At 67.8% G+C, this 22873-nt stretch carries 22 protein-coding genes; 3 read left to right on the top strand and 19 right to left on the bottom strand.

Going from position 1 to position 22873, the window contains the following annotated elements; all coding sequences use genetic code 11:
• The first annotated feature begins 34 nt into the window (after positions 1-34).
• Positions 35-1378 (top strand): BamB-related PQQ repeat family beta-propellar protein, encoded by a 1344-nt coding sequence (locus tag G6N59_RS05755; protein WP_138231204.1) that lies wholly within the window; start codon positions 35-37, stop codon positions 1376-1378.
• 7 nt (positions 1379-1385) lie between these two features.
• On the opposite strand, the gene G6N59_RS05760 is transcribed toward G6N59_RS05755, so the two are convergent.
• From G6N59_RS05760 to yczE, 7 genes are all read right to left on the bottom strand, one after another.
• Positions 1386-2081: an esterase gene (locus tag G6N59_RS05760; protein WP_138231205.1), complete on the bottom strand. Its 696-nt coding sequence runs from the start codon at positions 2079-2081 to the stop codon at positions 1386-1388.
• Between the two features lie 103 nt (positions 2082-2184).
• Positions 2185-3390, bottom strand: coding sequence for a THUMP-like domain-containing protein (locus G6N59_RS05765; protein WP_138231206.1), 1206 nt, complete (start codon positions 3388-3390; stop codon positions 2185-2187).
• 31 nt (positions 3391-3421) lie between these two features.
• On the bottom strand, positions 3422-4459 hold the full coding sequence (locus G6N59_RS05770) for a class I SAM-dependent methyltransferase (RefSeq protein WP_138231207.1): 1038 nt from the start codon (positions 4457-4459) through the stop codon (positions 3422-3424).
• A gap of 71 nt (positions 4460-4530) precedes the next feature.
• Entirely contained in the window at positions 4531-5187 is a 657-nt protein-coding gene (locus G6N59_RS05775; RefSeq protein WP_138231400.1) for an enoyl-CoA hydratase, read from the bottom strand.
• Between the two features lie 5 nt (positions 5188-5192).
• Positions 5193-6020 (bottom strand): NUDIX hydrolase, encoded by an 828-nt coding sequence (locus G6N59_RS05780; protein ID WP_138231208.1) that lies wholly within the window; start codon positions 6018-6020, stop codon positions 5193-5195.
• The gene (locus tag G6N59_RS05785) at positions 6017-6880 is read right to left on the bottom strand and encodes an ABC transporter ATP-binding protein (RefSeq protein WP_138231209.1); all 864 of its coding nucleotides are present in this window, start codon (positions 6878-6880) and stop codon (positions 6017-6019) included. The genes G6N59_RS05780 and G6N59_RS05785 overlap by 4 nt, the downstream gene beginning before the upstream one ends.
• Positions 6850-7482 (bottom strand): membrane protein YczE, encoded by a 633-nt coding sequence (gene yczE / locus G6N59_RS05790; protein ID WP_407665872.1) that lies wholly within the window; start codon positions 7480-7482, stop codon positions 6850-6852. The genes G6N59_RS05785 and yczE overlap by 31 nt, the downstream gene beginning before the upstream one ends.
• Before the next feature lie 301 nt (positions 7483-7783).
• Between yczE and yczR the strand changes: the two genes are divergently transcribed.
• A complete protein-coding gene (yczR, locus tag G6N59_RS05795; protein ID WP_138231211.1) occupies positions 7784-9235 on the top strand; it encodes a MocR-like transcription factor YczR in 1452 nt (483 codons plus the stop codon).
• Positions 9236-9241: 6 nt separating this feature from the next.
• On the opposite strand, the gene G6N59_RS05800 is transcribed toward yczR, so the two are convergent.
• The 3 genes from G6N59_RS05800 to ctaD form a co-directional block, all read right to left on the bottom strand.
• The gene (locus G6N59_RS05800) at positions 9242-9556 is read right to left on the bottom strand and encodes a hypothetical protein (RefSeq protein WP_138231212.1); all 315 of its coding nucleotides are present in this window, start codon (positions 9554-9556) and stop codon (positions 9242-9244) included.
• A 207-nt stretch (positions 9557-9763) separates the two neighbouring features.
• Positions 9764-11002 (bottom strand): phosphoserine phosphatase SerB, encoded by a 1239-nt coding sequence (gene serB, locus G6N59_RS05805; protein WP_163911004.1) that lies wholly within the window; start codon positions 11000-11002, stop codon positions 9764-9766.
• Positions 11003-11062: 60 nt separating this feature from the next.
• Positions 11063-12760, bottom strand: a complete 1698-nt coding sequence (gene ctaD, locus G6N59_RS05810) for an aa3-type cytochrome oxidase subunit I (RefSeq protein WP_163911922.1) — start codon at positions 12758-12760, stop codon at positions 11063-11065.
• Between the two features lie 211 nt (positions 12761-12971).
• On the opposite strand from ctaD, the gene G6N59_RS05815 reads away from it, so the two are divergent.
• Positions 12972-14087 (top strand): ABC transporter substrate-binding protein, encoded by a 1116-nt coding sequence (locus G6N59_RS05815; RefSeq protein ID WP_138231214.1) that lies wholly within the window; start codon positions 12972-12974, stop codon positions 14085-14087.
• A 3-nt stretch (positions 14088-14090) separates the two neighbouring features.
• Here the strand turns inward: G6N59_RS05815 and G6N59_RS05820 are convergent, their stop codons facing one another.
• Genes G6N59_RS05820 through G6N59_RS05860 form a run of 9 tightly spaced genes read right to left on the bottom strand, consistent with a single transcriptional unit; the run spans position 14091 to position 22849 of the window.
• Positions 14091-15128 (bottom strand): isopenicillin N synthase family dioxygenase, encoded by a 1038-nt coding sequence (locus tag G6N59_RS05820; protein ID WP_138231215.1) that lies wholly within the window; start codon positions 15126-15128, stop codon positions 14091-14093.
• Positions 15116-15658 (bottom strand): hypothetical protein, encoded by a 543-nt coding sequence (locus G6N59_RS05825; protein ID WP_138231216.1) that lies wholly within the window; start codon positions 15656-15658, stop codon positions 15116-15118. Before G6N59_RS05825 ends, G6N59_RS05820 begins: the two co-directional genes overlap by 13 nt.
• Positions 15652-16695, bottom strand: a complete 1044-nt coding sequence (gene alc / locus G6N59_RS05830; protein ID WP_138231217.1) for an allantoicase — start codon at positions 16693-16695, stop codon at positions 15652-15654. Before alc ends, G6N59_RS05825 begins: the two co-directional genes overlap by 7 nt.
• Positions 16692-17453: an aspartate/glutamate racemase family protein gene (locus G6N59_RS05835; RefSeq protein WP_138231218.1), complete on the bottom strand. Its 762-nt coding sequence runs from the start codon at positions 17451-17453 to the stop codon at positions 16692-16694. Before G6N59_RS05835 ends, alc begins: the two co-directional genes overlap by 4 nt.
• Positions 17450-18748 carry an allantoinase AllB gene (allB, locus tag G6N59_RS05840; RefSeq protein WP_138231219.1) on the bottom strand — a complete coding sequence of 433 codons (1299 nt, stop codon included), beginning with the start codon at positions 18746-18748 and terminating at the stop codon, positions 17450-17452. Before allB ends, G6N59_RS05835 begins: the two co-directional genes overlap by 4 nt.
• Positions 18748-19584 (bottom strand): N-acyl homoserine lactonase family protein, encoded by an 837-nt coding sequence (locus tag G6N59_RS05845; protein WP_138231220.1) that lies wholly within the window; start codon positions 19582-19584, stop codon positions 18748-18750. The genes allB and G6N59_RS05845 overlap by 1 nt, the downstream gene beginning before the upstream one ends.
• A complete protein-coding gene (locus G6N59_RS05850) occupies positions 19584-21191 on the bottom strand; it encodes an ABC transporter substrate-binding protein (RefSeq protein ID WP_138231402.1) in 1608 nt (535 codons plus the stop codon). The genes G6N59_RS05845 and G6N59_RS05850 overlap by 1 nt, the downstream gene beginning before the upstream one ends.
• Entirely contained in the window at positions 21191-21844 is a 654-nt protein-coding gene (locus tag G6N59_RS05855; RefSeq protein ID WP_138231221.1) for a cysteine hydrolase family protein, read from the bottom strand. The genes G6N59_RS05850 and G6N59_RS05855 overlap by 1 nt, the downstream gene beginning before the upstream one ends.
• On the bottom strand, positions 21845-22849 hold the full coding sequence (locus tag G6N59_RS05860; protein ID WP_138231222.1) for an ABC transporter permease: 1005 nt from the start codon (positions 22847-22849) through the stop codon (positions 21845-21847). It abuts the gene before it with no gap.
• Positions 22850-22873 lie beyond the last annotated feature (24 nt).

Genomic DNA, 22873 nt, shown 5'->3' on the forward strand with positions numbered 1-22873 from the left:
ACATTTGCCGGTCTCGGGCTAGTCTCGGGACTCGATGCCTGCACACCGAATGCGCCGCCTTGCCGCGAGAACGGCCACCATCGCCGCCACCCTGCTGACCTCGGCAGTCACTCTGACCATCGCCGGGTGCAGCAACACCGACTCCTGGGTCAAGGCCCATCCGTCGGACGGCTGGCCGGCACAGTACGGCGACGCCGCCAACAGCAGTTTCACCACGCTGGCCGGAGCGAGCAGCCTGAAGCAGGACTGGGCCCGGTCGGCCAAGGGCAACCTCGGCGCCCAGGTGATCCTCGGCTCCGGCAGCTATCTGGCCATCAACGCGCAGTCGGCGACCGGTTGCTCGCTGATGGTCTGGGAAAGCGACGAGCACGGCCGGCAGCGCTGGTGCACCCGGCTGTGGCCGGGCCCGGGTCCAGGGGGGCCAGTCTCCTCGCCGCTTTTTGATGGCTTCGACAACATGTACGTCGGCCAGCCCGGCGCCATCATGTCGTTCCCGCCGACTCAGTGGATTCGCTGGCGCCAGCCGGTGATCGGGATGCCGATGACGCCGCGCATCCTGTCGCCCGGACAGCTACTGGTGGTGACCCACCTGGGCCAGGTGCTGGTGTTCGACGCGCAGCGCGGCCAGACCGTGGGCGCCCCGCTGGATCTGGTCGACGGCGTCGACCCGGCCGACTCGGCGCGCGGCCTGGCCGATTGCGCGCCCGCCAAGGCGGCCTGCCCCATCGCCGCGGCGCCGGCGTACTCCGCCGACACCAACATGGTGGTGTTGGGGCTGTGGCAACCGGGCAGCGACGCGCCCGCGCTCGTGGGGCTGCGCTACCACGAGGGCCAGACGCCGCTGCTCACCCGTGACTGGACCAGCACCGCGGTCGGCGGTGGCCCGATCGCCAGTCCCGTGCTGTCCGCCGACGGCAAGACCATCTACGTCAACGGACGCGACCAGCACCTGTGGGCGGTGAATTCCGCCGACGGTAAGGCCAAATGGTCCGTCAACCTCGGTTTCCAGCCGCAGACGCCGCCATCGGTGACGCCGGACGGCCTCGTGGTCGCCGGAGGCGGACCCCAGACCAAGCTCATCGCGGTCAAGGACAAGGGCGACAAGGGCGAGGTGGCCTGGTCGCGCAACGACGTCGAGCCGCTGACGACGTCCACCCGCGCCGGTCGTGACGTCGGCTACGTCGTGGTCCGCGACGGTGACCATCCTGATCGGGCCGGCCAGGCGCTGTTGGTCTTCTCCCCCGCCGACGGCCACACCCTGAACAGCTACCCGCTGCCGGGCGCCACGGGATGGCCGGTCGGGGTGTCCGTCGGGCACGACAAGCGCGTCGTCACCGCGACCAGCGACGGCCAGGTGTACGCTTTCGCGCCGGCCTGACGCCCGATCAGGCCAGCATCGCCTCGATCGGCGCCCGCGGCACCGTGACCTGCACCGCGCCGGCGGATTCCGGCAACACCTGTCCCTGACTGAAGAAGAAGATCAGCGAGTCGTTGGTGATCGCGAAGTTCTGATAGGTGTCGGGATCCAGTCCGGCCGCCGGCGGCATCAGCACCGGCTGCGCGGACTGCCTGACCAGCTCGCCCTGAACCATCGGCAGGATCACCGGAAACGGTTGCGTGCCAGGGGCGAACAGGCTGTCGATGGTGATCGGCTTGCGCTGGTTCTGATCCCAGTTGAACGACTTGTAGAAGGTCTGCGGGTGGGCGCCACCGACGTCCTGGAACGTCTTGAACACCACCGATTGGGTGTTGTGGGGCGGGATCGCCGCGGTGTACTGAGTCGCGGTGGTGTCCAACTCGTACGACGTCTCGTGCGGCCCAGGCATCTTCGCGACGTTGACGTAGCCGTCGCGGGTCTGGGTGATGTAGTCGACGACGGCCTGCTGGTCCGGGTAGTCGATCGGGTAGCTGATGTTGAGCGCGTAGCCGCGTGAAGTGTCGCGAATCTGGCACATCCGTGAGCCGTCGATGACACCGCCCAGATCGGAGCATTTGGCCGGAATCGCGGCCGCAAGAGGCATGCCGAGCCAACCGACCGCGCCTGAGGCAGCGATCACTGCGGCGAGAGCGGAAAGGCGCATGTGGTGGATCCTCCGAGGGATGAATGAATGGCGGCACATCGCCGCCGGTTCCAGCGTACCTGGCAGGCCCACCCGGACCAGGCATGAACTGCGACCTGGCGGTTCAGCGCGACGGCCGGCAAATGTAGGCCGTCGGCCGGGCCGCGGCGCCGGTGCCGATGCGGGTGATCACCACCGACAACTGTGCGCCCGGCCGCTGCAGCTTCAGTTTGGACCGCAGCGTGTCCGGGTCGACGTCGACACCGCGAACCAGAATCTCGACGGCGGCCGCGCCGTGTGCGGAGAGCGCCTGACGCAGTCGCTTCTCGTTGTAGGCGATCTGCTCGATGACCTCGAATCCCCTTGTGCCGCTTGGTAACTCGTCACCGGACAGGTAGGCGATCGCCGGGTCCAACTGCCACAGGCCATGGCGCGCCGCGTAGTGGCGCACCAGACCGGCACGGACGACCGCACCGTCGGGGTCGACGATCCACCGGCCCACCGGTGCCGAGGGGCAGTCGTCGGGGTCGGCATCGGTGAATTCCTCGGCCACCTGGCCGGTCTTGTCCAGCACGGTGGCCCGGCGGGTTACCCCGGACTCGGTCAGGCCCGACGACCACAGGCAGGCTTCCCGGACGCTGCCGGCGAGCGACGTGATCTGCACCTCGCCGCTGAATCCGAGTTCGGCCAGCTGCCCGAAATCGACGCCGGGAGCGCACTTCACCACCAGGTCGCGACCGCGGTAGACCCGCAGGAGCTCGTCCAACGGCGGGGCGTAGTCGCGGGGATCGAACGTGCGGCGCCCGGAACTGCGCCGGGCCGGGTCGACGACCGCCACCGCGTCCCGGGTCACCGGGTGCAGGGCATCGGCGCGGCACAATTGCGCGCGGTCGCCTACGTTGTGCTGCGCCATGGCCAACCGGACCGCGTCGAGATCGCTGCCGACGAGGAGGGACGCCGAAACACCCGAATTGCTCAGCGCCGCAAGCTCTGTCCCGATCGAGCAGGTCGCATCGTGCACGACGCGGCCGGACAGCCGGCGCGCGCGGTGCACCGCGACGGCCCCGGCCGTCGCCTGCTGTAGCGCTTCGTCGGTGAACAGCCAGCCGGTGACGTCGCCGAGCTCGGCCAGTTTGGCCGCGGCCCGGCGGCGCAGCAGGACCGTCTCGACCAGCACCGCCGCGCGGTCGCCGAAACGCGAACGCGCCCAAGCGATGTCGGAAACCCGCCCGGCATCGGTCAGGGGCCGGGCGGCCACCTCGGCGAGCGCCTCCTGACCGGCTCCGGTCAGGTAGGCGACATCGTCGAGCGTGAAGGCATACCCGCTCACGTCGGGAACGTCAGGTCCGTCAAGGACACCGTCAGGACGGCTTGACCCCGGTGATCATCACGTTGTAGAACCAGCCCTTGGGCACGACGCGGCGCCACACATTGGCGTCGAACCAGCTCAGCGTGGTCCAGCCGCCGAAGGCGAACTTGGCCCACTTGAAGCCGAGCTTGCCCGGGGGCACGGTCGACTCGAAGGTCCGGACCGGCCAGCCCAGCATGGCGGCCGTGAATTCCTCACTGGCAGTGGCGACTTCGACCGCACCGGCATTGGTGGCCATGCGCTCCAGATCGGCCGGCTCGAAGGTGTGCAGGTCGACGATCCACTCCAGCGCGGCAGCGCGCGAGTTCTCGTCGAGCTCCTCCTGCGGCCGGCGCCAGGACTCCAGGCCGGGCAGCTTCATGGCCGCGACGGTGGTCTTCCAGGTCAGGTCGGCCAGGTGACGGGCGTAGAAGTTGCCGACGGTGGTGGGCTCGCCGGCGAAGATGAAGCGGCCGCCCGGCTTGAGCACGCGGACGACCTCACGCAGCGACAGCTCCACGTCGGGGATGTGGTGCAGCACCGCGTGGCCGACGACGAGGTCGAAGGTGTTGTCCTCGTAGGGAATTCCCTCGGCATCGGCGACGCGGCCGTCGATGTCCAGGCCGAGGGCCTTGCCGTTGCGGGTGGCGACCTTGACCATGCCCGGAGACAGGTCGGTGACCGAGCCACGGCGGGCGACGCCGGCCTGGATCAGGTTCAGCAGGAAGAAGCCGGTGCCACAGCCGAGCTCGAGCGCCCGGTCGTAGGGCAGCTGACGCTGGACCTCGTCGGGGACGATGGCGTCGAAGCGGCCGCGGGCGTAGTCGATGCACCGCTGGTCGTACGAGATCGACCATTTGTCGTCGTAGCTCTCGGCTTCCCAGTCGTGGTACAGGATCTGCGCCAGCTTGGTGTCGTGGCGCGCCGCCTCGACCTGCTCGGCGGTGGCGTGCGGGTTCGGCGCCTGGTCAGCAGCCGGGGAAACTACGTCGGATACCTGGGCGGCAGCGTCGGCTGCGGCGACCTCGGACGTCTGGTCGGTACTCGTCATGCAGGTCAGCCTAACTGCCCCGTCACCGGGAGTTCACATCCACACTTCGCCTACACCCATTGAGCACCGGTTCAACGGGTCCCGAAGGCTGCCTTCGCTGTGGCCAGCGCCTCGGACGAGGTGCCGGAGAACCTGCGCGCCCACTTCTGCGCCTCGTCGTACACGTGGTCCGGCGGCACCAATTGGTCGATCAGACCCAGGGACACCGCTTCCTCGGCGCCGGCGAACCGGCCGCTGAACACCAGGTCCTTGGCCTGGCTGTCACCGATGGCGGCAGCCAGGCGCACGGCCGCGCCCTCGGCCGGGGCCCGGCCCGACAGGATCTCCGTCGATCCGACCTTCACGTTGTCACCGCTGATCCGCCAGTCCGCGGCCAGTGCCAGCGTCAGACCGCTACCCAGGGCGTAGCCGGTGACCGCGGCGACGGTCGGCCGCGGGATGGCAGCGACAGCGTCGACGGCGGCCCGGCACACCGCGCCCGCGACGCGCGCTTCCGCGGCGTCGAGGGTGCCGGTCTCGTGGTCGTCGTCGCCGGTGCAGAACACCTCGTGGCCGCCGTACACGATGACGGCGTTGACATCGGACCGCCGGCCCAGCTCCGCGGCGGCCGCGGCGATCTCCCGGCACATCTGGCGGGTCAGCGCGTTGCGCGGCGGCCTGGCCAGCAGCAGGGTGCCGATGCCGTCACTGACGTGGATGTCGACGAATTCTGCGGCGAAATCTCGCATCGTCGTCACTGGGCCCTCCCGCCGCGTGCGGCCTTGTACCGCTGCGCGTCGAAGAACTCGATGTCCCAGGTGCCCTCGCCCATGGTGAGCACCGGTTCGATCGGGACGATCGTTCGCTCGTCCTTGAGCAGTTCGCCGACGGTACGGCCGTCCAGCGAGCTCAGTTGAGTCCACGTGGGCGGCAACAGGAACGAATGGCCCTGTTCGAACTCGGTGAGCGCCGCTGCCGGGGTGCGCCAGGCAACGTGGTCACTCTCGGTGTTGTTGCCATCGGCACGCTGACCGGCCGGCAGGGCCCCGACGAAGAAGAAGGTGTCGTAGCGGCGGGTGCGTTCCTCTTTGGGGGTGATCCAGTTGGCCCACGGCCACAGCAGGTCAGCGCGCAGCACCAGGTTCTCACGAGCCAGGAACTCGCCGAACGACAGTTCGCGACTCTCCAGCGCAGCCCGGGACTCGTGGTAGACGGTCGCGTCGGAGACGATCCCGTCCGGATCGCCCGCCGGCCCCGCGAACAGGACCCCGGACTCTTCGAAGGTCTCGCGGGCGGCGGCACACACCAGCGCACCGGCCAGCACCGGGTCCACCCCGAACTTCTCGGCCCACCAGGTGCGGTCGGGTCCGGTCCAGGCAATATCTGCGTCGCCGTCGCCGGAGGCGACAAATAGGTCATAGTCCCGCTCGTCGACGCCGCCGCCGGGGAACACCGTCATGCCACCGGCGAAGGCCATGGACATGGTTCGGCGCATCAGGAAGACCTCGATGCCCGGGGCCCCGTCGCGCACCAGCATCACGGTCGCGGCCGGCTTGGGGTGCAGCGGATCAGCTTCGGTCATAAACGCCTCCTGTGCGCCGCGCGACTGCGGGTACGACGGGCGAAGTACCGCCCGTCGATGTACTCCAGGGCGATCGACTGGCCGAAGGCCTGGGAGAGATTCTCGGATGTCAGTACGTCGGGCAGCAGGCCGGCGGCGACGGCCCGACCTTCGGAGAGCAGCAGGCAGTGCGTGAAGCCCTCGGGGATCTCTTCGACGTGGTGGGTCACCAGGACCGAGGCCGGGGCGTCCGCGTCAGCAGCCAGATCGGCCAGCCGGGCCACCAGTTCTTCGCGCCCGCCGAGATCCAGTCCGGCGGCCGGCTCGTCGAGCAACAGCAGCTCCGGATCGGTCATGAGCGACCGGGCGATCAGGACCCGTTTGCGCTCGCCCTCGGACAACGTGCCGTAGTGGCGGTCGGCGAGGTGTTCGGCGCCGATGCTCTCCAAGGTGTCCAGCGCGCGGTTGTAGTCGACGTCGTCGTACTGTTCGCGCCACCGGCCCAGCACCGCGTAACCGGCCGAGACCACCAGGTCGCGCACCACTTCGTCGTCGGGTATCCGCTGTGCCAGCGCCGAACTGCTGAGCCCGATCCGCGACCGCAGCTCGGACATGTCGGTGCGGCCCAGCCGCTCGCCGAGGACGAACGCCGTGCCCGACGACGGATGCTCGACGGCCGCCGCCATGCGCAGCAGCGACGTCTTGCCCGCGCCGTTGGGGCCGAGGACGACCCAGCGTTCGTCGAGTTCCACCGACCAATCGATCGGACCGACCAGGGTGGCTCCGCCGCGGCGGAGCGTCACTCCCGAGAATTCGATCAGCAGGTCGGGATCGGGCTGGGCGTCGGGTTCTACGAGGTTGTCGTTGAGGGCGCCGGGCACTCGCTCATCGTAGTCACGGCCGGTTCATCCTCTTGTCGGCCGGCCCGGTCCCCCACCACGTGTGCCCATCCGCTGGCCGCGAGCCAGCGACGCGGGATGCACCGCAGCACCAGTTGCACCAGCGGCCCAATCCCCAAGGCGTACACCACGGTTCCGATGCCGACGGTGCCACCCAACAGCCACCCGGTGGCCAGTACGGTGACCTCGATGCCGGTCCGGACCAGGCGCACCGACCATCCGGTCCGGGCCACCAGCCCCGTCATCAGTCCGTCGCGGGGACCCGGCCCCATCCCGGCGCCGATGTACATCACCGTGCTCAGGGCGTTGAGCACGACAGCGCCGACCATCATCACGGTGCGCACCGGCAGCGTCGCCGGTTGCGGCAGCACCGCGAGTGCGGCGTCGACGGTGATGGAGATGACGATGACGTTGGCGACGGTGCCGATACCCGGTCGGGTGCGCAGCGGAATCCAGCCCAGCAGCACCACGACGCCGACGAGCGCCGTGGCGCCGCCGATGGTCAGCCCGGTGTGCTTGGCGAGGCCCTGATGAAAGACGTCCCACGGGTCCAGGCCCAGACCGGCCCGCACGAACAGCGCCATCGACAGGCCGTAGCCACTCAGACCTGCCAGCAGCAGCGCCGAGCGGGCGACGCCGGCTGTCACGCGGAAACCCGGGGCGCGTTGTGCCGCCGCCTTCACCTGTGGTCCTGGAAGCGAGCGCGGATGGCGTCCAGTTCGTGCCGCACGCGGGCAGCATCGAGATCGCGGACATCGGCGCGGTTGTCGCGCCTCGACTGGGCACGCTTCTCCGCCAGTTTAGATAGCCAGTTCGTTCGCATGGGCCAATTTTCTCGGTCAACTGGCTTGCCATTCAATAGCCAGTTGACCAATACTGGCTTCAATGTCGATCGAGATGTCAGCCAGATCACTGGACGAAGTCCTGCTGGCACGAGAACTGGGCAACTGGCGCACCTCCAGCCTCAGCGGTCCCGCATATCTGGGCCTGGCCGACGCGATCCGCCTGCTCATCGTCGACGGCCGTCTTCCCGTCGGCGCCCGGTATCCCAGCGAACGCGCGCTGGCCGACGCCCTGCGCGTCTCCCGCACCACCGTGACCGCCGCCTACGCCCAGCTGCGCGAGGACGGCTACCTCAATGCCCGTCGCGGCGCCCGCAGCACCACGGCGCTGCCGCATGCGGCGACTGCGGGCGTGCCGATCCCCACCGCGCGGACCGGCACGCTGAGCCTGGCCGACGCCGCCCCTTCCGCACCGGCGGCGGCCACCCTCGAGGCCTTCGCCCGCGCGGCCCAGCGCCTGGCACCACATCTGCACGACATCGGCATCGAACTTGCCGGCGTCGCCGAGCTTCGCCAGGCCATCGCCGAAAGATATTGCGCCAGAGGCCTTCCCACCGATCCTGACGAGATCATGGTGACCACCGGAGCGCTGCACGCGATCAATCTGGTGCTGGCCACCTACGCCCGCCCGGGCGACCGGGTGCTGATCGAACAGCCGACGTACCACGGGGCCATCTCACTGATCGCCGCTTCGGGCGCCCGCCCGGTGCCGGTCAGCATGACCGACGACGGCTGGGAACTCGATGCCGTGCAGGCCGCCATGCGGCAACTGGCCCCCACTCTGGCCTATCTGATCGTCGACAACCACAACCCGACCGGGCTGAGCCTGCCGGCCACAGGTCGGGAACGCCTCGCGCGCATCATCGCCGAGACCCGCACCCGCACGATCATCGACGAAACCGTCTGCGACATCTGGCTGGACGAGCCGCTGCCGCCGCCGCTGGCCTCCTACCTGGAGAGTCGCCGCGACCTGGTGATCACCGTCGGCTCGATGTCGAAGTCCTTCTGGGGTGGCCTGCGGGTCGGCTGGATTCGTGCCGAACGATCCACCCTGGCCGCCATCGCGGCGGTCCGGCCGTCGATCGACCTGGGCACCGCCATTTTCGAGCAACTGGCGTCGGCCGACCTGCTCCGGCAGGCCGAGACCGTGTTGCCGGCTCGTCGCGAACTGTTGCGCGCCCGTCGAGAATTGGTGAGTTCGCTTCTGCAGGAACAGCTTCCGGACTGGACGGCCAGCCCATGCCACGGCGGCATGTCGATGTGGATGCGGCTGCCCGCGCCCATGAGCTCAGCGCTGTCCGCCGCGGCGTCACGACTGGGGCTCGTCATCCCGGCGGGTCCGCGCTTCGGAGTCGACGGCACCCTGGAACGCTTCATCCGGGTGCCCTACACCCAGCCTGAGGAGCGCCTGCGAGAATCGGTTGCGGTGTTGGCTCAGGCGTGGCGCAACGTCACCGGCGCCGGTGCGCCAGATGCGCACGCCGTCATGGTCTGAGCGGTACTACTGCTGACTCTGGATCATGCCGATGCAGGTGCCGATGTGCTCCGGCGTGCAAGGAATTCCGTTCACCGTCTGCAGCCCACCGACCGACTGGGTGATCTGCGCACCCGTGCCCCCACTGTTGGTCGTCTGCGGCGGCACCGCCTGCGGGCCGATGCCCGTCGACTGGCCACTGACGCACACGCCGTCGAAGTGGCTGGGCACGGTGCCCCACGGGCAGGCGTAGGCCGGGGCGGCGGCCGTCAGCGAGACGACCGACAGAGGACCGGCGACCAACGCGACAGCACTCGCACCCACCAGAACCGCACGCTTCACGTCACCATCTCCCCACACTTACGCAGCAAATCAACATCAGCAGTCACCACTGTAACGCGATACCGGAGCTGGTGTGCCCTGGCCGCCCACATTCGGACCGACTCCTCAGCGCAGCTCGTACCTCACTGCTTGATCGTCGCCGGTCCTATCTGAAGTTGACCGACTCCTCAGCGCAGCTCGTACCTCGCTGCTTGATCGTCGCCGGTCCTAAGGAATGTCCACCCTGCGCACCACACCATCAACGGCGTCAGCGGCCTCGATCTCGCCACGCGTGATGCCCAGGATGAACAACACGGTGTCCAGGTACGGGTGGCTCAGCGACGCGTCGGCGACCTCCCGCAGCGCCGGCTTGGCGTTGAACGCCACCCCGAGCCCGGCGGCCGACAGCATGTCGATGTCGTTGGCGCCATCGCCCACGGCGACGGTCTGCTCCATGGGTACACCGGCCTGGTTGGCGAAGTCGCGCAGCGCCTTGGCCTTGCCGGGGCGGTCGACGATCGGGCCGGTCACCCGCCCGGTCAGCTTGCCGTCGACGATCTCGAGGTGGTTGGCCGCCACGAAGTCGAGCATCAGTTCCTCGGCCAGCGGCTCGATCACCTGACGGAACCCGCCTGACACCACACCGCAGTGGTAGCCCAGCCGGCGCAGCGTACGCAGGGTGGTTCGCGCACCGGGGGTGAGCTCGATCTGGTCGGCCACCTCGTCGACCACCTCGGCCGGCAGCCCGGCGAGCGTCGCCACCCGTTCCCGCAGAGACTCCTCGAAGTCCAGTTCGCCGCGCATGGCGGCCTCGGTGATCGCGGCGACCTTGGCCTCGGCGCCGGCGCGGGCGGCCAGCATCTCGATGACCTCGCCCTGGATCAGCGTCGAGTCGACGTCGAACACGATGAGCCGCTTGGCCCGGCGGGCCAGGCTGTAATCCTCGAGCGCGATGTCGACGCCCTGGTCCACCGCGACGCGGGCCAGCGCGGCCTGCAACTGGGCGTAGGTCCCGCCCACCGGCGGCACCGACACCCGCAGCTCCAGACCCGTCACCGGGTAGTCGGACACTCCGCGGATGAAGTCGATGTTCACCCCGAGCGCCGCTACCTCGCGAGCGACGATCGCGAAGGCGCCGGCGGTGATGGGCCGGCCCAGCACCACGATGGTGTGGGTCGACGGTTCGGTCAGGACGGGCTGATCGTCACTGCTGTCGATCGCGACATCCAGGCCCAGCTCTCCGATGGCCTGCTGTACGTCGGCGCGCAACGTGTCGCCGGCGACGTCGGCCGGCACCGCCACCAGCACGCCGAGCGTCAGGCGGCCACGGATGACCACCTGTTCGACGTTCAACAATTCGACGTTGTGCCGCGACAGCACGCCGAACAGCGTCGACGTGACGCCCGGCTGGTCGAGTCCGGTGACGGTGATCAGCACCGACCCGTTTGGCATTGTCTCCTGCGTCATCCGTCAGGTCCCCTAACGCAGAACCGCCCGCGCCTTAGGCGCGGGCGGATCGGCTGATTTCTAGTGGTGCGATCGACCGATGTGCGCTTCGGCGCGCATCCGCTCGACCATGTGCGGGTAGTGCAGCTCGAACGCCGGACGCTCCGAACGGATCCGGGGCAGCTCGGTGAAGTTGTGCCGCGGCGGCGGGCAGCTGGTGGCCCACTCCAGGGAGTTGCCGTAACCCCACGGGTCGTCGACCACGACGGGCTCGCCGTAGCGCCAGCTCTTGAAGACGTTCCACACGAACGGCAGCGTGGACAGGCCCAGGATGAAGGCACCGATGGTCGAGATCACGTTCAGCGTGGTGAAGCCGTCGGTGGGCAGGTAGTCGGCGTACCGACGCGGCATGCCCTCGTCACCGACCCAGTGCTGCACCAGGAAGGTGGTGTGGAAGCCGATGAAGGTCAGCCAGAAGTGCAGCTTGCCCAGGCGCTCGTCGAGCAGCCGGCCCGTCATCTTCGGGAACCAGAAGTAGATGCCCGCATACGTGGCGAACACGATGGTGCCGAAGAGCACGTAGTGGAAGTGCGCGATGACGAAGTAGCTGTCCGTCACGTGGAAGTCCAGCGGCGGGCTGGCCAGCAGCACACCGGACAGACCACCGAGCAGGAAGGTGATCAGGAAGCCAACCGAGAACAGCATGGGCGTCTCGAAGGTCAACTGGCCCTTCCACATGGTGCCGATCCAGTTGAAGAACTTGATCCCGGTCGGAACCGCGATCAGGAACGTCATGAAGGAGAAGAACGGCAGCAGCACGGCGCCGGTGGCGTACATGTGGTGCGCCCACACGGCGACCGAAAGGGCGGCGATACCGAGCGTCGCGTAGATCAGGGTGGTGTAACCGAAGATCGGCTTGCGGCTGAACACCGGGAAGATCTCCGAGACGATGCCGAAGAACGGCAGCGCGATGATGTACACCTCGGGGTGCCCGAAGAACCAGAACAGGTGCTGCCACAGCAGGACGCCGCCGTTGGCGGGGTCGTAGATGTGGGCGCCCAGGTGGCGGTCAGCGGCCAGACCGAACAGCGCGGCGGTCAGCAGCGGGAAGGCCAGCAGCACCAGGATCGAGGTCACCAGGATGTTCCAGGTGAAGATCGGCATGCGGAACATCGTCATACCCGGGCAGCGCATGCAGACCACGGTGGTCACCATGTTGACCGCACCGAGGATGGTGCCCAGACCACCGACGGCCAGGCCGACGATCCACAGGTCGCCACCCGCACCGGGCGAGTGGATCGCATCCGTCAGCGGCGAGTAGGCGGTCCAGCCGAAGTCGGCGGCACCACCGGGGGTGATGAAGCCGGCGATGGCGATCATCGCGCCGAACAGGAACAGCCAGAACGAGAAGGCGTTCAGGCGCGGGAACGCCACGTCGGGGGCACCGATCTGCAGCGGCAGCACCAGGTTCGCGAAACCGAACACGATCGGGGTCGCGTAGAACAGCAGCATGACCGTGCCGTGCATGGTGAACAGCTGGTTGAACTGCTCGTTGCTGAGGAACTGCAGTCCCGGCATGGCCAGCTCGGTGCGCATGAACAGCGCCATCAGGCCGCCGATGAAGAAGAAGATGAAGCAGGCGACGCAATACATCATGCCGATCAGCTTGTGATCGGTGGTGGTGACCAGCTTGTAGATCAGGTTGCCCTTGGGTCCCATACGCTCCGGGAACGGGCGACGAGCCTCGAGTTCTCCGATTGGGGGCGCTTCGGCTACCAACAGATCCTCCAAATGTTCCGGGCGAATGGTTCGAGCACACGGGGCATCCCATGTTGTCTGCCGGTGATCTTATCCTCCATCGCACGGCATTGCGGCGAGGGTCCTACAAACTGTCGTAATTGGCTCGTGGCGGCGCCGTTCCCGGCGTTGCGCCGGTAGTCGCGACCGCGCCGCGCCGGGGCCGGACCGCGCGGGTGTTACCGTCGGCCACGTGCAGTTTCCGACTTCCCGTACCCGGCGGTTCAGCGCGAGCGCAGCGGTCTTCACCGCCCTCAGCGCGACGGCCGCGACCGTCCTGACGGGCTGCTCGGGCCACACCAGCGAACCGCAGGCAGCCAACTCAGCTCCCATCACCAGCACCACCCGTATCGCCACCGCAGGCGTGTTGGGCAACCAGCGCCGGCCCGATGACTCGTGTGCACCCACACCAGCCGCACTCGACCCCGGAGTGCTCGACGTCCCGCCGACCCGCCAGGTGCAACATGCGGCCGGCGCCACCGACGTCAAGACCGACCCGCAGCGCATCGTCGTCCTGTCGGGCACAGCGCTCGACGCGCTGTGCGCGCTGGGACTGCAGTCCCGCGTCGTCGCCGCGGCGACTCCGACGGATTCGTCGGGCCAGACGTCATATCTGGGCACCGTCATCCACAACGTGCCCGGGACCGGCGCCCGCAGTGCACCCGACATGGCTGCCATCAAGGCCGCCAATCCCGATCTGATCATCGGCTCGCAGGCATCGGCGACGTCCGACACCTACGGCGCGTTGTCGGCGATCGCGCCGACGGTGCTCACGGGAGCCTCCGGCGCCGTCTGGCAGGACGATCTGCGCATGGTCGGTGCGGCCACCGGGCGCGGTGCGGCCGCGGGCGCACTGGTCGACGGGTTCAACGCCGACGCCACCAAGGTCGGCGGACAGACCGACGCCCCGCACTTCCAGGTGTCGGTGGTGCAGCTGACCGAGGGCGCCATGCGCGTCTGGGGCGCGAACAACTTCCCCGGCAGCGTGCTGGCCCGAACCGGCGCGGATCGCCCTGCGCCACAACGGTTTACCGACAAGCCCTACCACGAGATCGACATCTCGAAGCTGGGCCCCGGCACCGACTTCTCGTCGGCCGACGGCGACATCGTCTATCTGTCGTTCGACTCCCCCGCAGCCAAGGACCGGGCCGCCACCCTGCTGGACAGTCCGGCTTGGAAGAAGCTCGCAGCCACCCGTGACAACCGGGTGTTCGTGGTGAACAACGAGGTGTGGCAGACGGGTCAGGGCATCGTGGCGGCCCGCGGCATGCTCGACGACCTGCACTGGCTCAACGCGCCCATCAACTGAGGCTCATTCGACGCCTTGCAATGCCTGCTGGCCGAACTGCCCGAGCGCCAGCGACCCCTCGGGCAGCACCAGTTCGCCGGCCTCGATGCGTTCCCGGAGATAGGCGAACGTCTGCGCGGTCTGCGCGAAGAGATGCTCACCGGCACGTAGCGTGGGGCGACTCTGGGCGTCCGGGGTGGTGAACTGCGGCAGCGGCCTGACCTCGGTGTCGTAGTCCACGTTGAAGAACAGCGGGAACGAGTACCGCTCCTCGGCCACCTTGCGCACGCGGTGGCTGGTCGCCACGAACGCGCCGTTCGTCCACAATTCGAGCAGATCGCCGATGTTGACGACGAAAGCACCATCGACCGGCGGGACATCGATCCAGTCACCGGCGCCGTTGAGCACCTCCAACCCGGGGGCCGTCGGCTTGAGCAAGGTGAAGCATTCGTAGTCGGTGTGCGCGCCGATGCCGACACTGTCTTTGGCGTCCGGGTTGTACGGGTAGTGGATGAGCCGCAACTGGCTGGGAGTCTTGGTGGCGTGCCGGGAGAACACCTCGGGGTCTTCACCGAGTGCCACCGCGAACGCCCACAGCAGCCGCTGCCCCACCGCCAGCAACGCCTGGTAGTAGGCGGTCACGGCGGCGGCGAATCCCGGCAGCTCAGGCCACACGTTGGGACCCAGCATCGGGTTGCCGGAAAGGTAGTCCGGGTCGTCCGCAGGCAGGTCCAGCGCGGTGTCGAAGGCTTCTTTCAGATCCGGGACGGTGCCCTCCAAGCCCTCCTCACCGACGGGCACATAGCCGCGGTGGCACCGCGACAACCCGATGTAGTTGCGCATCTTCTCTGCCACCGGCAACGCGAAGAAGTCCTTCACGGCAGCGAGCATGGCAGTGAACAGGGACTCGTCGACGCCGGTACCGCTGATGTAGAAGAAGCCGACTTCGGCTGCCGCACGGCCGATCTCGGCGGCCACGCGCTCCTGCTCGGCACGATCGTCCGAGTACAGCCCACTGATGTCGATGACGGGCACCGACGTGAATGACGTTATGCCACCCATGAATCCACATTCCCTTCCGATTCAGCCACCGTCCAGCGCACGTCGTTGGCCTGGATTTCGTTGCCGGAAAAAATAATTCGCAGCGTCTGATACTCGGCGTCACCAACGGTACCGATCAGCACCTGCCCGCAACCGGCCCAGCCGAACAGGCTGCCGGCCCGCACGAGCAGGGCCGAGGCGCCGTCCGGCCCGGACAGGAACAGCGCACCCGTCGGGCCGGCGTCGTCCGGGTCGCGGACCCAATGTTCGACGTAGTTCTCGTGCACGCCGGTTTCGACGAGAACGTCACCTTCCCAGCGCATTTCACCGGCATCCGGGAAGGGGCCCGGCGGTTGCACATCTACCGCGCGGTGCCATTCGAAGACGTCGCCGTGCTGCGCCAGCGTGCCCGCGAAACCACGAGAGTCGACGTAGGCGCTCGGGCCCTGCAGCCACCGCACACCGGGTTTTTCGTCCCGGGCGCCGTCCGCCTCGATGAGCAGGGTGCGGCGCCACAGTCCGGCGCAGTCCGCCACCAGCACCGTCACCATCGACCTCCGTCGTGTCGCGCGCTCCCGCCGCTGTCCGCCCAGCGGCTCTGTAGCACCCGTAGCCCGTCCGCGGTGGGCACCCCGAGTGCCCGTACCCTGGCGATCCCGCCGTCGGGGTAGGCCTGTACACGCAGCGCTGTCACCCCGGACACATCGACGGGAAAGACCTGGCGCGCATCAGGGATCAGCGCCGTGCGTGCCAGCACCGGTACGTCGAAAGCGACCCGGCCCCAGCCGTGTTCACGGTCGGGACCGCTGCAGCTACCCAGCACCGACACCTCGGTACTGGCATTGAACACGAAGTAGCTCGTGTCGATCTCGATGCGGCGCAGGTCCGCGGGGACCGCGAAGGAGATGATCACCGCGTCGTGGGTGTCAGGGCCGATGTCGCGGCGTCGGCGGGTCTCCCAACCGTCGCCCATATTGTGCGGTCGGTTCGGCGCGACCAGCGAGGTGGCACTGGAATAGAAACTGTCGCTGCACCATTCGACGCGCCCGCCCTGCTCGAGGCCGGACACTTCGACGGTCACCCCGGTCCACAACACCGGATCCGGGATCACCGCGCCGTAGGCGCGCAGCCGCGCGACACCACCGTCGGACTGCAACCGCAGCCGTAGGTGCGTCCACCGGCGTGGGTCTGTCACCGCCAACGGGTTGTGCGAATCAGCCTTGAGCGCAGTCATTTCCACGATCGGCGTCCACACCACGCCAGGGTCGACAGGGTCCTCGGTCCGCTCGAGTGCGCAGGCGTCGACGGCGCAGGCGGTCGGGTGGTTACCGGAGAAGGACCGGGTGTCGACGTCGACGGTGTACAGCCGGCCGGGCGCGCCCAGCCGGATGATCGCCCAGTCACCGTCCCGGCCGGCGTGCCGTCTGGTCTCCCAGCCGTCCACCACTTCGCCGCGCAGATCGTAGGTACCGGGCACAAAGGCCGGCTCAGCCGGATCGACGAGCCGTTCCTTGAATCCGAACGACTCGTCGCTGGCTGCCACCACGCTGCCTCCGACGACACGAGAGGCGAGATCGACGTCGGTCATGAAACCGGAACTCCCGACCCCAGCGCTGTTGACAGTGGCCAGTGGCTGCGCGGGTTGTCCGGCCCGGGTGCGTACACCCCGGCCTTACTCGTGGACAGGCCCAGGCCGACGACGGCTTGCGCGAGCGCGACCGCCGCGGCCACCCCGTCGACGGCGGGAACGCCCAGCTTCGCCGAGATGGCGGCCGTCACCCCGGCCATCCCGGCGCAGCCCAGACAGATCACGTCGGCGCCGTCCTCTGCGATTGCACGGGCGGCCGCGTCGACAACGGCCTGTACGGCACCGGCCGGGTCGGCGTCCACCTGTGCGGTGCCCAGGCCGCAGGCCCGCACAGAAGCACAGTGCGCGTTCAGCCCAGCCAGCAGAAGACGGTCTTCGATCGCCGGGATCGAGCGGGCCAGTGTGGTGACCACCGAGAACCGCCGACCGATCAGATGCGCCACGTGCGCGGCACATTCGGCGATATCGAATACGGGGACGGTGAGCATCTCGGCCAGCGCGTCGCGGCCGTGCTCACCGAATCCGGCCAGCACCACGGCGTCGAAGTCCCACTCCCCGTTCTCGATGATCCGGTCCACGACATCCATCACGCCAACCGCCGACAGGTAGCTCTCCGCGGCGGAATCGATCGCCTCGGCGCCGAAGAGCGGTGACCTGCAGACGATCTCGGTACCAGGCTGGGCGGCCGCCTGTGCCGCCTCCGCGATCTCGGCGGTCATCGCCGCCGAGGTGTTGGGATTGAGCACCAGGATTCTCATACCGACTCCCCTATTCTGGCGGGCGCAGGTGTGCCCGCCACCCATGTCTGCAACACCGAACCACGCAGGCGCACACCGTCGTACGGGCTCACCGGGTGCCGGTGCCGGAGTGTAGCCGCACTCACCGTCTCCTCAGCGTCCGGATCGAAGGCGCACAGGTCGGCTCGCATCCCGACCGCGATCCGGCCGCGGTCCGGGTAGCCGGCCAACGCGGCCGGCCGTTCCGACATCCACCGGCTCAGCTCGGTCACCTCGAATCCACGCTCCGCGGCCTGCGTCCAGGTGGCGCGCGGGCCCAGTTGTAGTGAGCTGACGCCGCCGAAGGCGCGTCCGAAATCGCCGCCGGCCTTCTGGTGCGGGGCGCACGGCGAGTGATCGGAGACCACGAGGTCGAGCGTTCCGTCGGCAAGGGCAGCCCACAGCTGTTCGCGGTTGGCCGCGCCGCGGATCGGTGGACACGCGGCGAACTCGGTGCCACCGTCAGGTACGTCCTCGGCACCGAAAGTCAGGTAATGCGGGCAGGTTTCGGCCGTGACGGCAAGGCCTTCGGTTTTGGCTGCGGCCAGCAACGGCAGTACCTGAGCGCTGGACACGTGCACGATGTGCGCCCTGGCGCCGGTCGACCGTGCCGTATCGATGACGAGGGCGACGGCGTCGACCTCGGCGGCGTCGGGGCGCGCGGCCAGAAATGACCGGTATTCACGACCGGCCGGCCGCGGGCTGGTGTCGATCACCGCGTGGCTCTCGGCGTGCACCAGCAGGAGCGAATCCAGTTCGGCGATTCTGCTCATTGCGGCACGCAACTGCGCTGCAGTCAGATGCGGAAAGTTCGGATTGCCCGAATCGGCGAGGAAGCATTTGAAACCGCGCACTCCCGCAGCGGCCAGCGCGGCCAATTGGTCCAGGTTATCCGGCACGACACCGCCCCAGTACCCCACATCGACATGGCAATTACCTTCGGCGGCTGCCTTTTTGGCGATGAGAGCCGGGACGCTGGTGGTCACCGGGTCGCAGTCCAGCGGCATGTCGACCAGCGTCGTGATGCCACCGGCGGCGGCCGCCGCCGTCGCCGTGTCGAACCCCTCCCAGTCACTACCGGGTTCATTGATGTGAACATGCGTGTCGACGAATCCGGGCAGCAACACTGCCGCCTCGGGTATCCGAACCTCCTGGGCCGCAGGGCAATCCGCGTCGGCTGACCCGACGAACGCGATCCGGCCGGCGGAGACCCCGACCGCCGCGGGACGCAGCTGACCATCCACCAGTACCCGGTCCGCGCGTAGTACACACTCCATCACGAGGCGACCGAGCCGAACCTGTGGTGGAAATGCTCGGTGAGCTGCGGCCAGACATGGGGGTCATGTCCCGGGATCAACTGAAACCCCCTCTCGGCGGCCAATCGTTTGAGTTTGCGAATCGGCTCGATCGTGTCCTGCGGGTCGACGTCGATGAACCCGCCGATGGCGAGCTCGTGCTCGATGTTCTCCGTGAGATCGGCCGCATCGAAGGCGAACACGAAGCCATCACCCCCGACGGACTGGTCGAGTTGGACGACGAAGCTCTGATGACCCGGCGTGTGCCCGTAGGTCGGCACCGCCGTGATCCCCGGCGCAATCTCGGCTTCCCCGTCCGCGAGACGCCATTCGATGTTCGGGTCGTCGAAGTCCACCCGCACGATCGCATTGCGTTCGGGTTCAGGGTGATTCGACAGTCCGTACTCGAGCTCGCGGCGCTGGGCGTGGACCGGCACCTTGCCGGCGAACAACTTCAGCCCGCCGGCATGGTCGTGGTGCAGGTGACTGACGGCGACGGTGTGGATTTCATCGAAATCCACCCCGACCTCCGCGAGACGCTGCTCGATGGGCTCGCCGGGACCGGGCAACACCGGGCGGTATTCGACGGTCGGGAAGAACCGCCGATACAGCGCCGGGTCACGCACGAGGGCGGTGTTGAAACCGGTGTCGAGTAGCACCCAGCCGCCGTCGGTCTGCAGCAGTACCCCCGGCACCGGTTCGCGCAGCCGCTCCTGGTGTGGTGCGCCGTACACCGACACCGACTTCGGCAGTTCCTCCCAGCCAAGTGTCAGCAGGATGATCCGGCGCACACCGGATTTGCCGACCAGGGTCGCCATCAGCCCACCGACAGCGCTGCCAGCCGCAGCGAGTTGGGGTTGGTCACCACATGGGCCTGCTCGACGCCCTTCAGCCAGGGCTGCGCCACCATGAAGTCGTTGACGTCGGCGACGTTGAGCCAGCAGCCCGTCTTGACCGCTTCCACGCCGGCGGTGGAGAAGTCCGGGGCCGAATCGTTGGGCAGACCAGCGGCCAGCGCGGCGGAGACCGGTGGTGCCGAACACCCGAAGAAGTTCAAGCCGCCGTCGGCATCCCAGGAGATGTGTCCCCAGGTGTAGGGCGACGGCGCATCCGGCCAGCCGAGGTAGGTCAAGATCTCCGGTGCACCCTGCCCGTCACCGCCGACCCAGCCATAGATTTCCGATGTGGGGTACGCCTGCACCTTGGCGGTCAGCCCGGCCGCAGCCAGCTCGGTCTGAATCAGGTTGCTGATCAACTGATTATCCGGGTTGCTGGAGTCGTAGCCGATGGTGACGGTCTTCTGGTCGGCCGGCAATTTCCCGGCGATCGCCGACAGTGCCGACGGATCATGCGGGACCGTCTGCTTGCCGAACTCCGCGGCCATCATGTTCGGCGGATAAATCTGCTCGGCCTTCTTGCCGCGGCCGAAGTACGTCTGCTTGACCAGTTCGTCGACGTCGACCGCCTGCATCACGGCGGTGCGATTCTTGATGTCCGTCATGATGCCCTTGCGCGGGTTGATGTACACGTAGTTGGACATCATCGTCGGCAGTGAGTAGTTGGCGAACGACTTGTTGTTCAGGTAGGACTGGACCGCCGACGACGGCAGGTCATGCAGGATCGCGGCCACCTGTCCGTTGTTGAACTGCAGCTGCTGTGCCGACACATCGGTGATCACCGGGATGTCGACCTTCTCGAAATACGGTTTGGTGCCCCAATAGTCGGGGAATGCGGCCAGCGCGTAGTGCGAACCCACCTGCGCATCTGTCAGCACGAACGGGCCCGTACCGAGATCGTGCGTGGTCAGGTAGCCCTGAGCGTTGTCGGTACCGGCGTTCTTCTTCAACCCTTCGGGGCTGAGCATCCGGGGACCGTACGGACACGCCAGGTAGTCGAGGAACGCCGAGTTCGGCGCCTTCAACGTGATGGTGACGTCGTAATCACCCTGCGTGGTAACCGATTCCACATCCTTGACCATGTAGGCCGGCCCCTGGTTGACCGCCAGCCTGCGATCGAACGACGCCTTGACCGCCGCTGACGTGAACGGCGTGCCGTCGTGGAACTTGACACCCTCGCGAAGTTTGAACGTGTACACCTTGTTGTCCGGCGATGCCGTCCAACTCGTGGCCAGCAGCGGCTCCAGGACGGCCTTGTCGACGCCGGCCTTGTATTGCAGCAATCCTTCGTAGTTGTTGGTGGTCAGCAGCAGGCCCTGACCGGCGTAGTAGATGTCAGGGTCTGGCGGCTGGCCCGGGTCCTGCAGGAACGACAGGTGCAGCACTTTGTCCGTCGGGGCGGCGTTCGGTGTGCTGCCGCCACCGGAATTCGAGCCACCGCAACCACTTAGCGTCAGCATCACCGCGGCAGCGCCGGCCGCGATCCGCCATCCTCCGCGTGCGCGAGCAGGGACCTTGTGGCTCTTCATCATCGGGCAACTCCTTCGAGGGCGGGTTCGGACAATTCGGTAAACATCTCGGAAAAGGCGGCCACGATTTCATCGGTGGTTCGCATGGCGCCGGACTGCAGGTACTCCATGGCGTCCAGGGCAGCGTCGTGCCGGTACTGCGAGGAGCCGCCGACGCAGTCGGTGACCACCCGCACGTAGAAATCGCGCTGGTGCGCGTCGGCGAACGTGTAGTGCACACAGACATCGGTCAGTCCACCGATGAGGATGAGCGTCGAGGCCTTGAGACCGGACAGCACGATCTCGAAATCCGTTCCGATGAAACCGGAATAGCGGCGCTTGACGATATGGAACTCGTGGTTGGGGCCGGCGAAGTCGGGCCGCAATGCGGGATGCAAAGGCGTCCCCGGCCGGCCGTCGACACAGTGCTCGCCCTCGGCACCGTCGAGTTCGCGGCCGAAGTCGATCCCGTTGGCGCGGTGCACCTCCTGGAAGAACACGATCGGAATCCGTGCGGCGCGCGCGGCAGCGATCAAGCGCTGCGCCCGGGCGATTCGGCCGTCGTACCCGGCCATGTGTGCAATGCCGACCAGTTCGGCCGGCATGTCTCCGGACTCCTGCATGTCAACGACGACCAGGACGGGATTGCCCACGATGAGTGGCTGTTTCGGCACCTAACCTCCTGTGATTGCGATACGTGGATCGGCGGCAGCCTGGAGCAGATCCACGACTGTGTTGATGACGACGTAGATGGCACCGAGCATCAGCGTCACGCCGGCGATCGCCGGAAAGTCCGCGACGGGAATGCTCTGTGCGATGTACTGCCCGATACCGGGCCAGCCGAACACCTGCTCGACCACCAGAACACCCGAGAACATCAGGCCCACTTGAAGTCCCGTCATGGACAAGGCCGCCCCGACTGAGTTGCGCAGCACATGCCGGGCCAGAATCTGGGTCTCGGACAGCCCTTTGGCCCGGGCGGTGCGCGCATAGTCGCTGTCGATATCGGCCAGCAGGCTGCTGCGCAGCACCCGGCCGATTGCGACAGCGGGGCCGATCGCGATGACGAACGCGGGCAGGATCAGATGGTGCATGGCGTCGGCCACGACGTCGAGCCGTGCGTGCAACAGGCCGTCGACGGTGAGCATGCCGGTCGGGCCGGTGGGTGCATTCGGCACCGCGATCCGGCCGTTGGCCGGCACCCAGCCCAGATCCTGGTAGAACACGATGAGCCCGACGATGCCGAGCAGGAACATCGGCGCCGAGGATCCGGTGAACAACACGGCCCGAAGCACATTGGCGCCACGCCAGTTCAGGGTCGTGCTGAATGCCAGCAGCACCGCGAGCACGATGGCGATCGCCAGGCCGCACAGCGCCAGCTCCAGGGTCGCCGGAACGAACGACCCGAGATCGGATACCACCGAGTGCCGGGTCCGATACGAGGTGCCCAGGTCCCCGGTGGCGGCGCCGACCAGGTAGTGCCAGAACTGCACCAGGACAGGATCATTGAGTCCCAGCGCGGCCCGCCGGGCCGCCACCGCCTGGGCGGAGGCCTGGGCACCGAGCTGAGCCTTGACGGGGTCCAGCGGTGAGATGTTCTGCAGGACGAACATCACTGCTGTGAGGGCGACCAGGATGGCCACCATCGCCCCGAGCCGGGACGCTATGAACGTCTTCACGGGTATCACCCACCTCTCTTCGCG

It is taken from the genome of Mycolicibacterium aubagnense, from assembly GCF_010730955.1.
In the GTDB taxonomy this organism is placed as follows: Bacteria; Actinomycetota; Actinomycetes; order Mycobacteriales; family Mycobacteriaceae; genus Mycobacterium; species Mycobacterium aubagnense.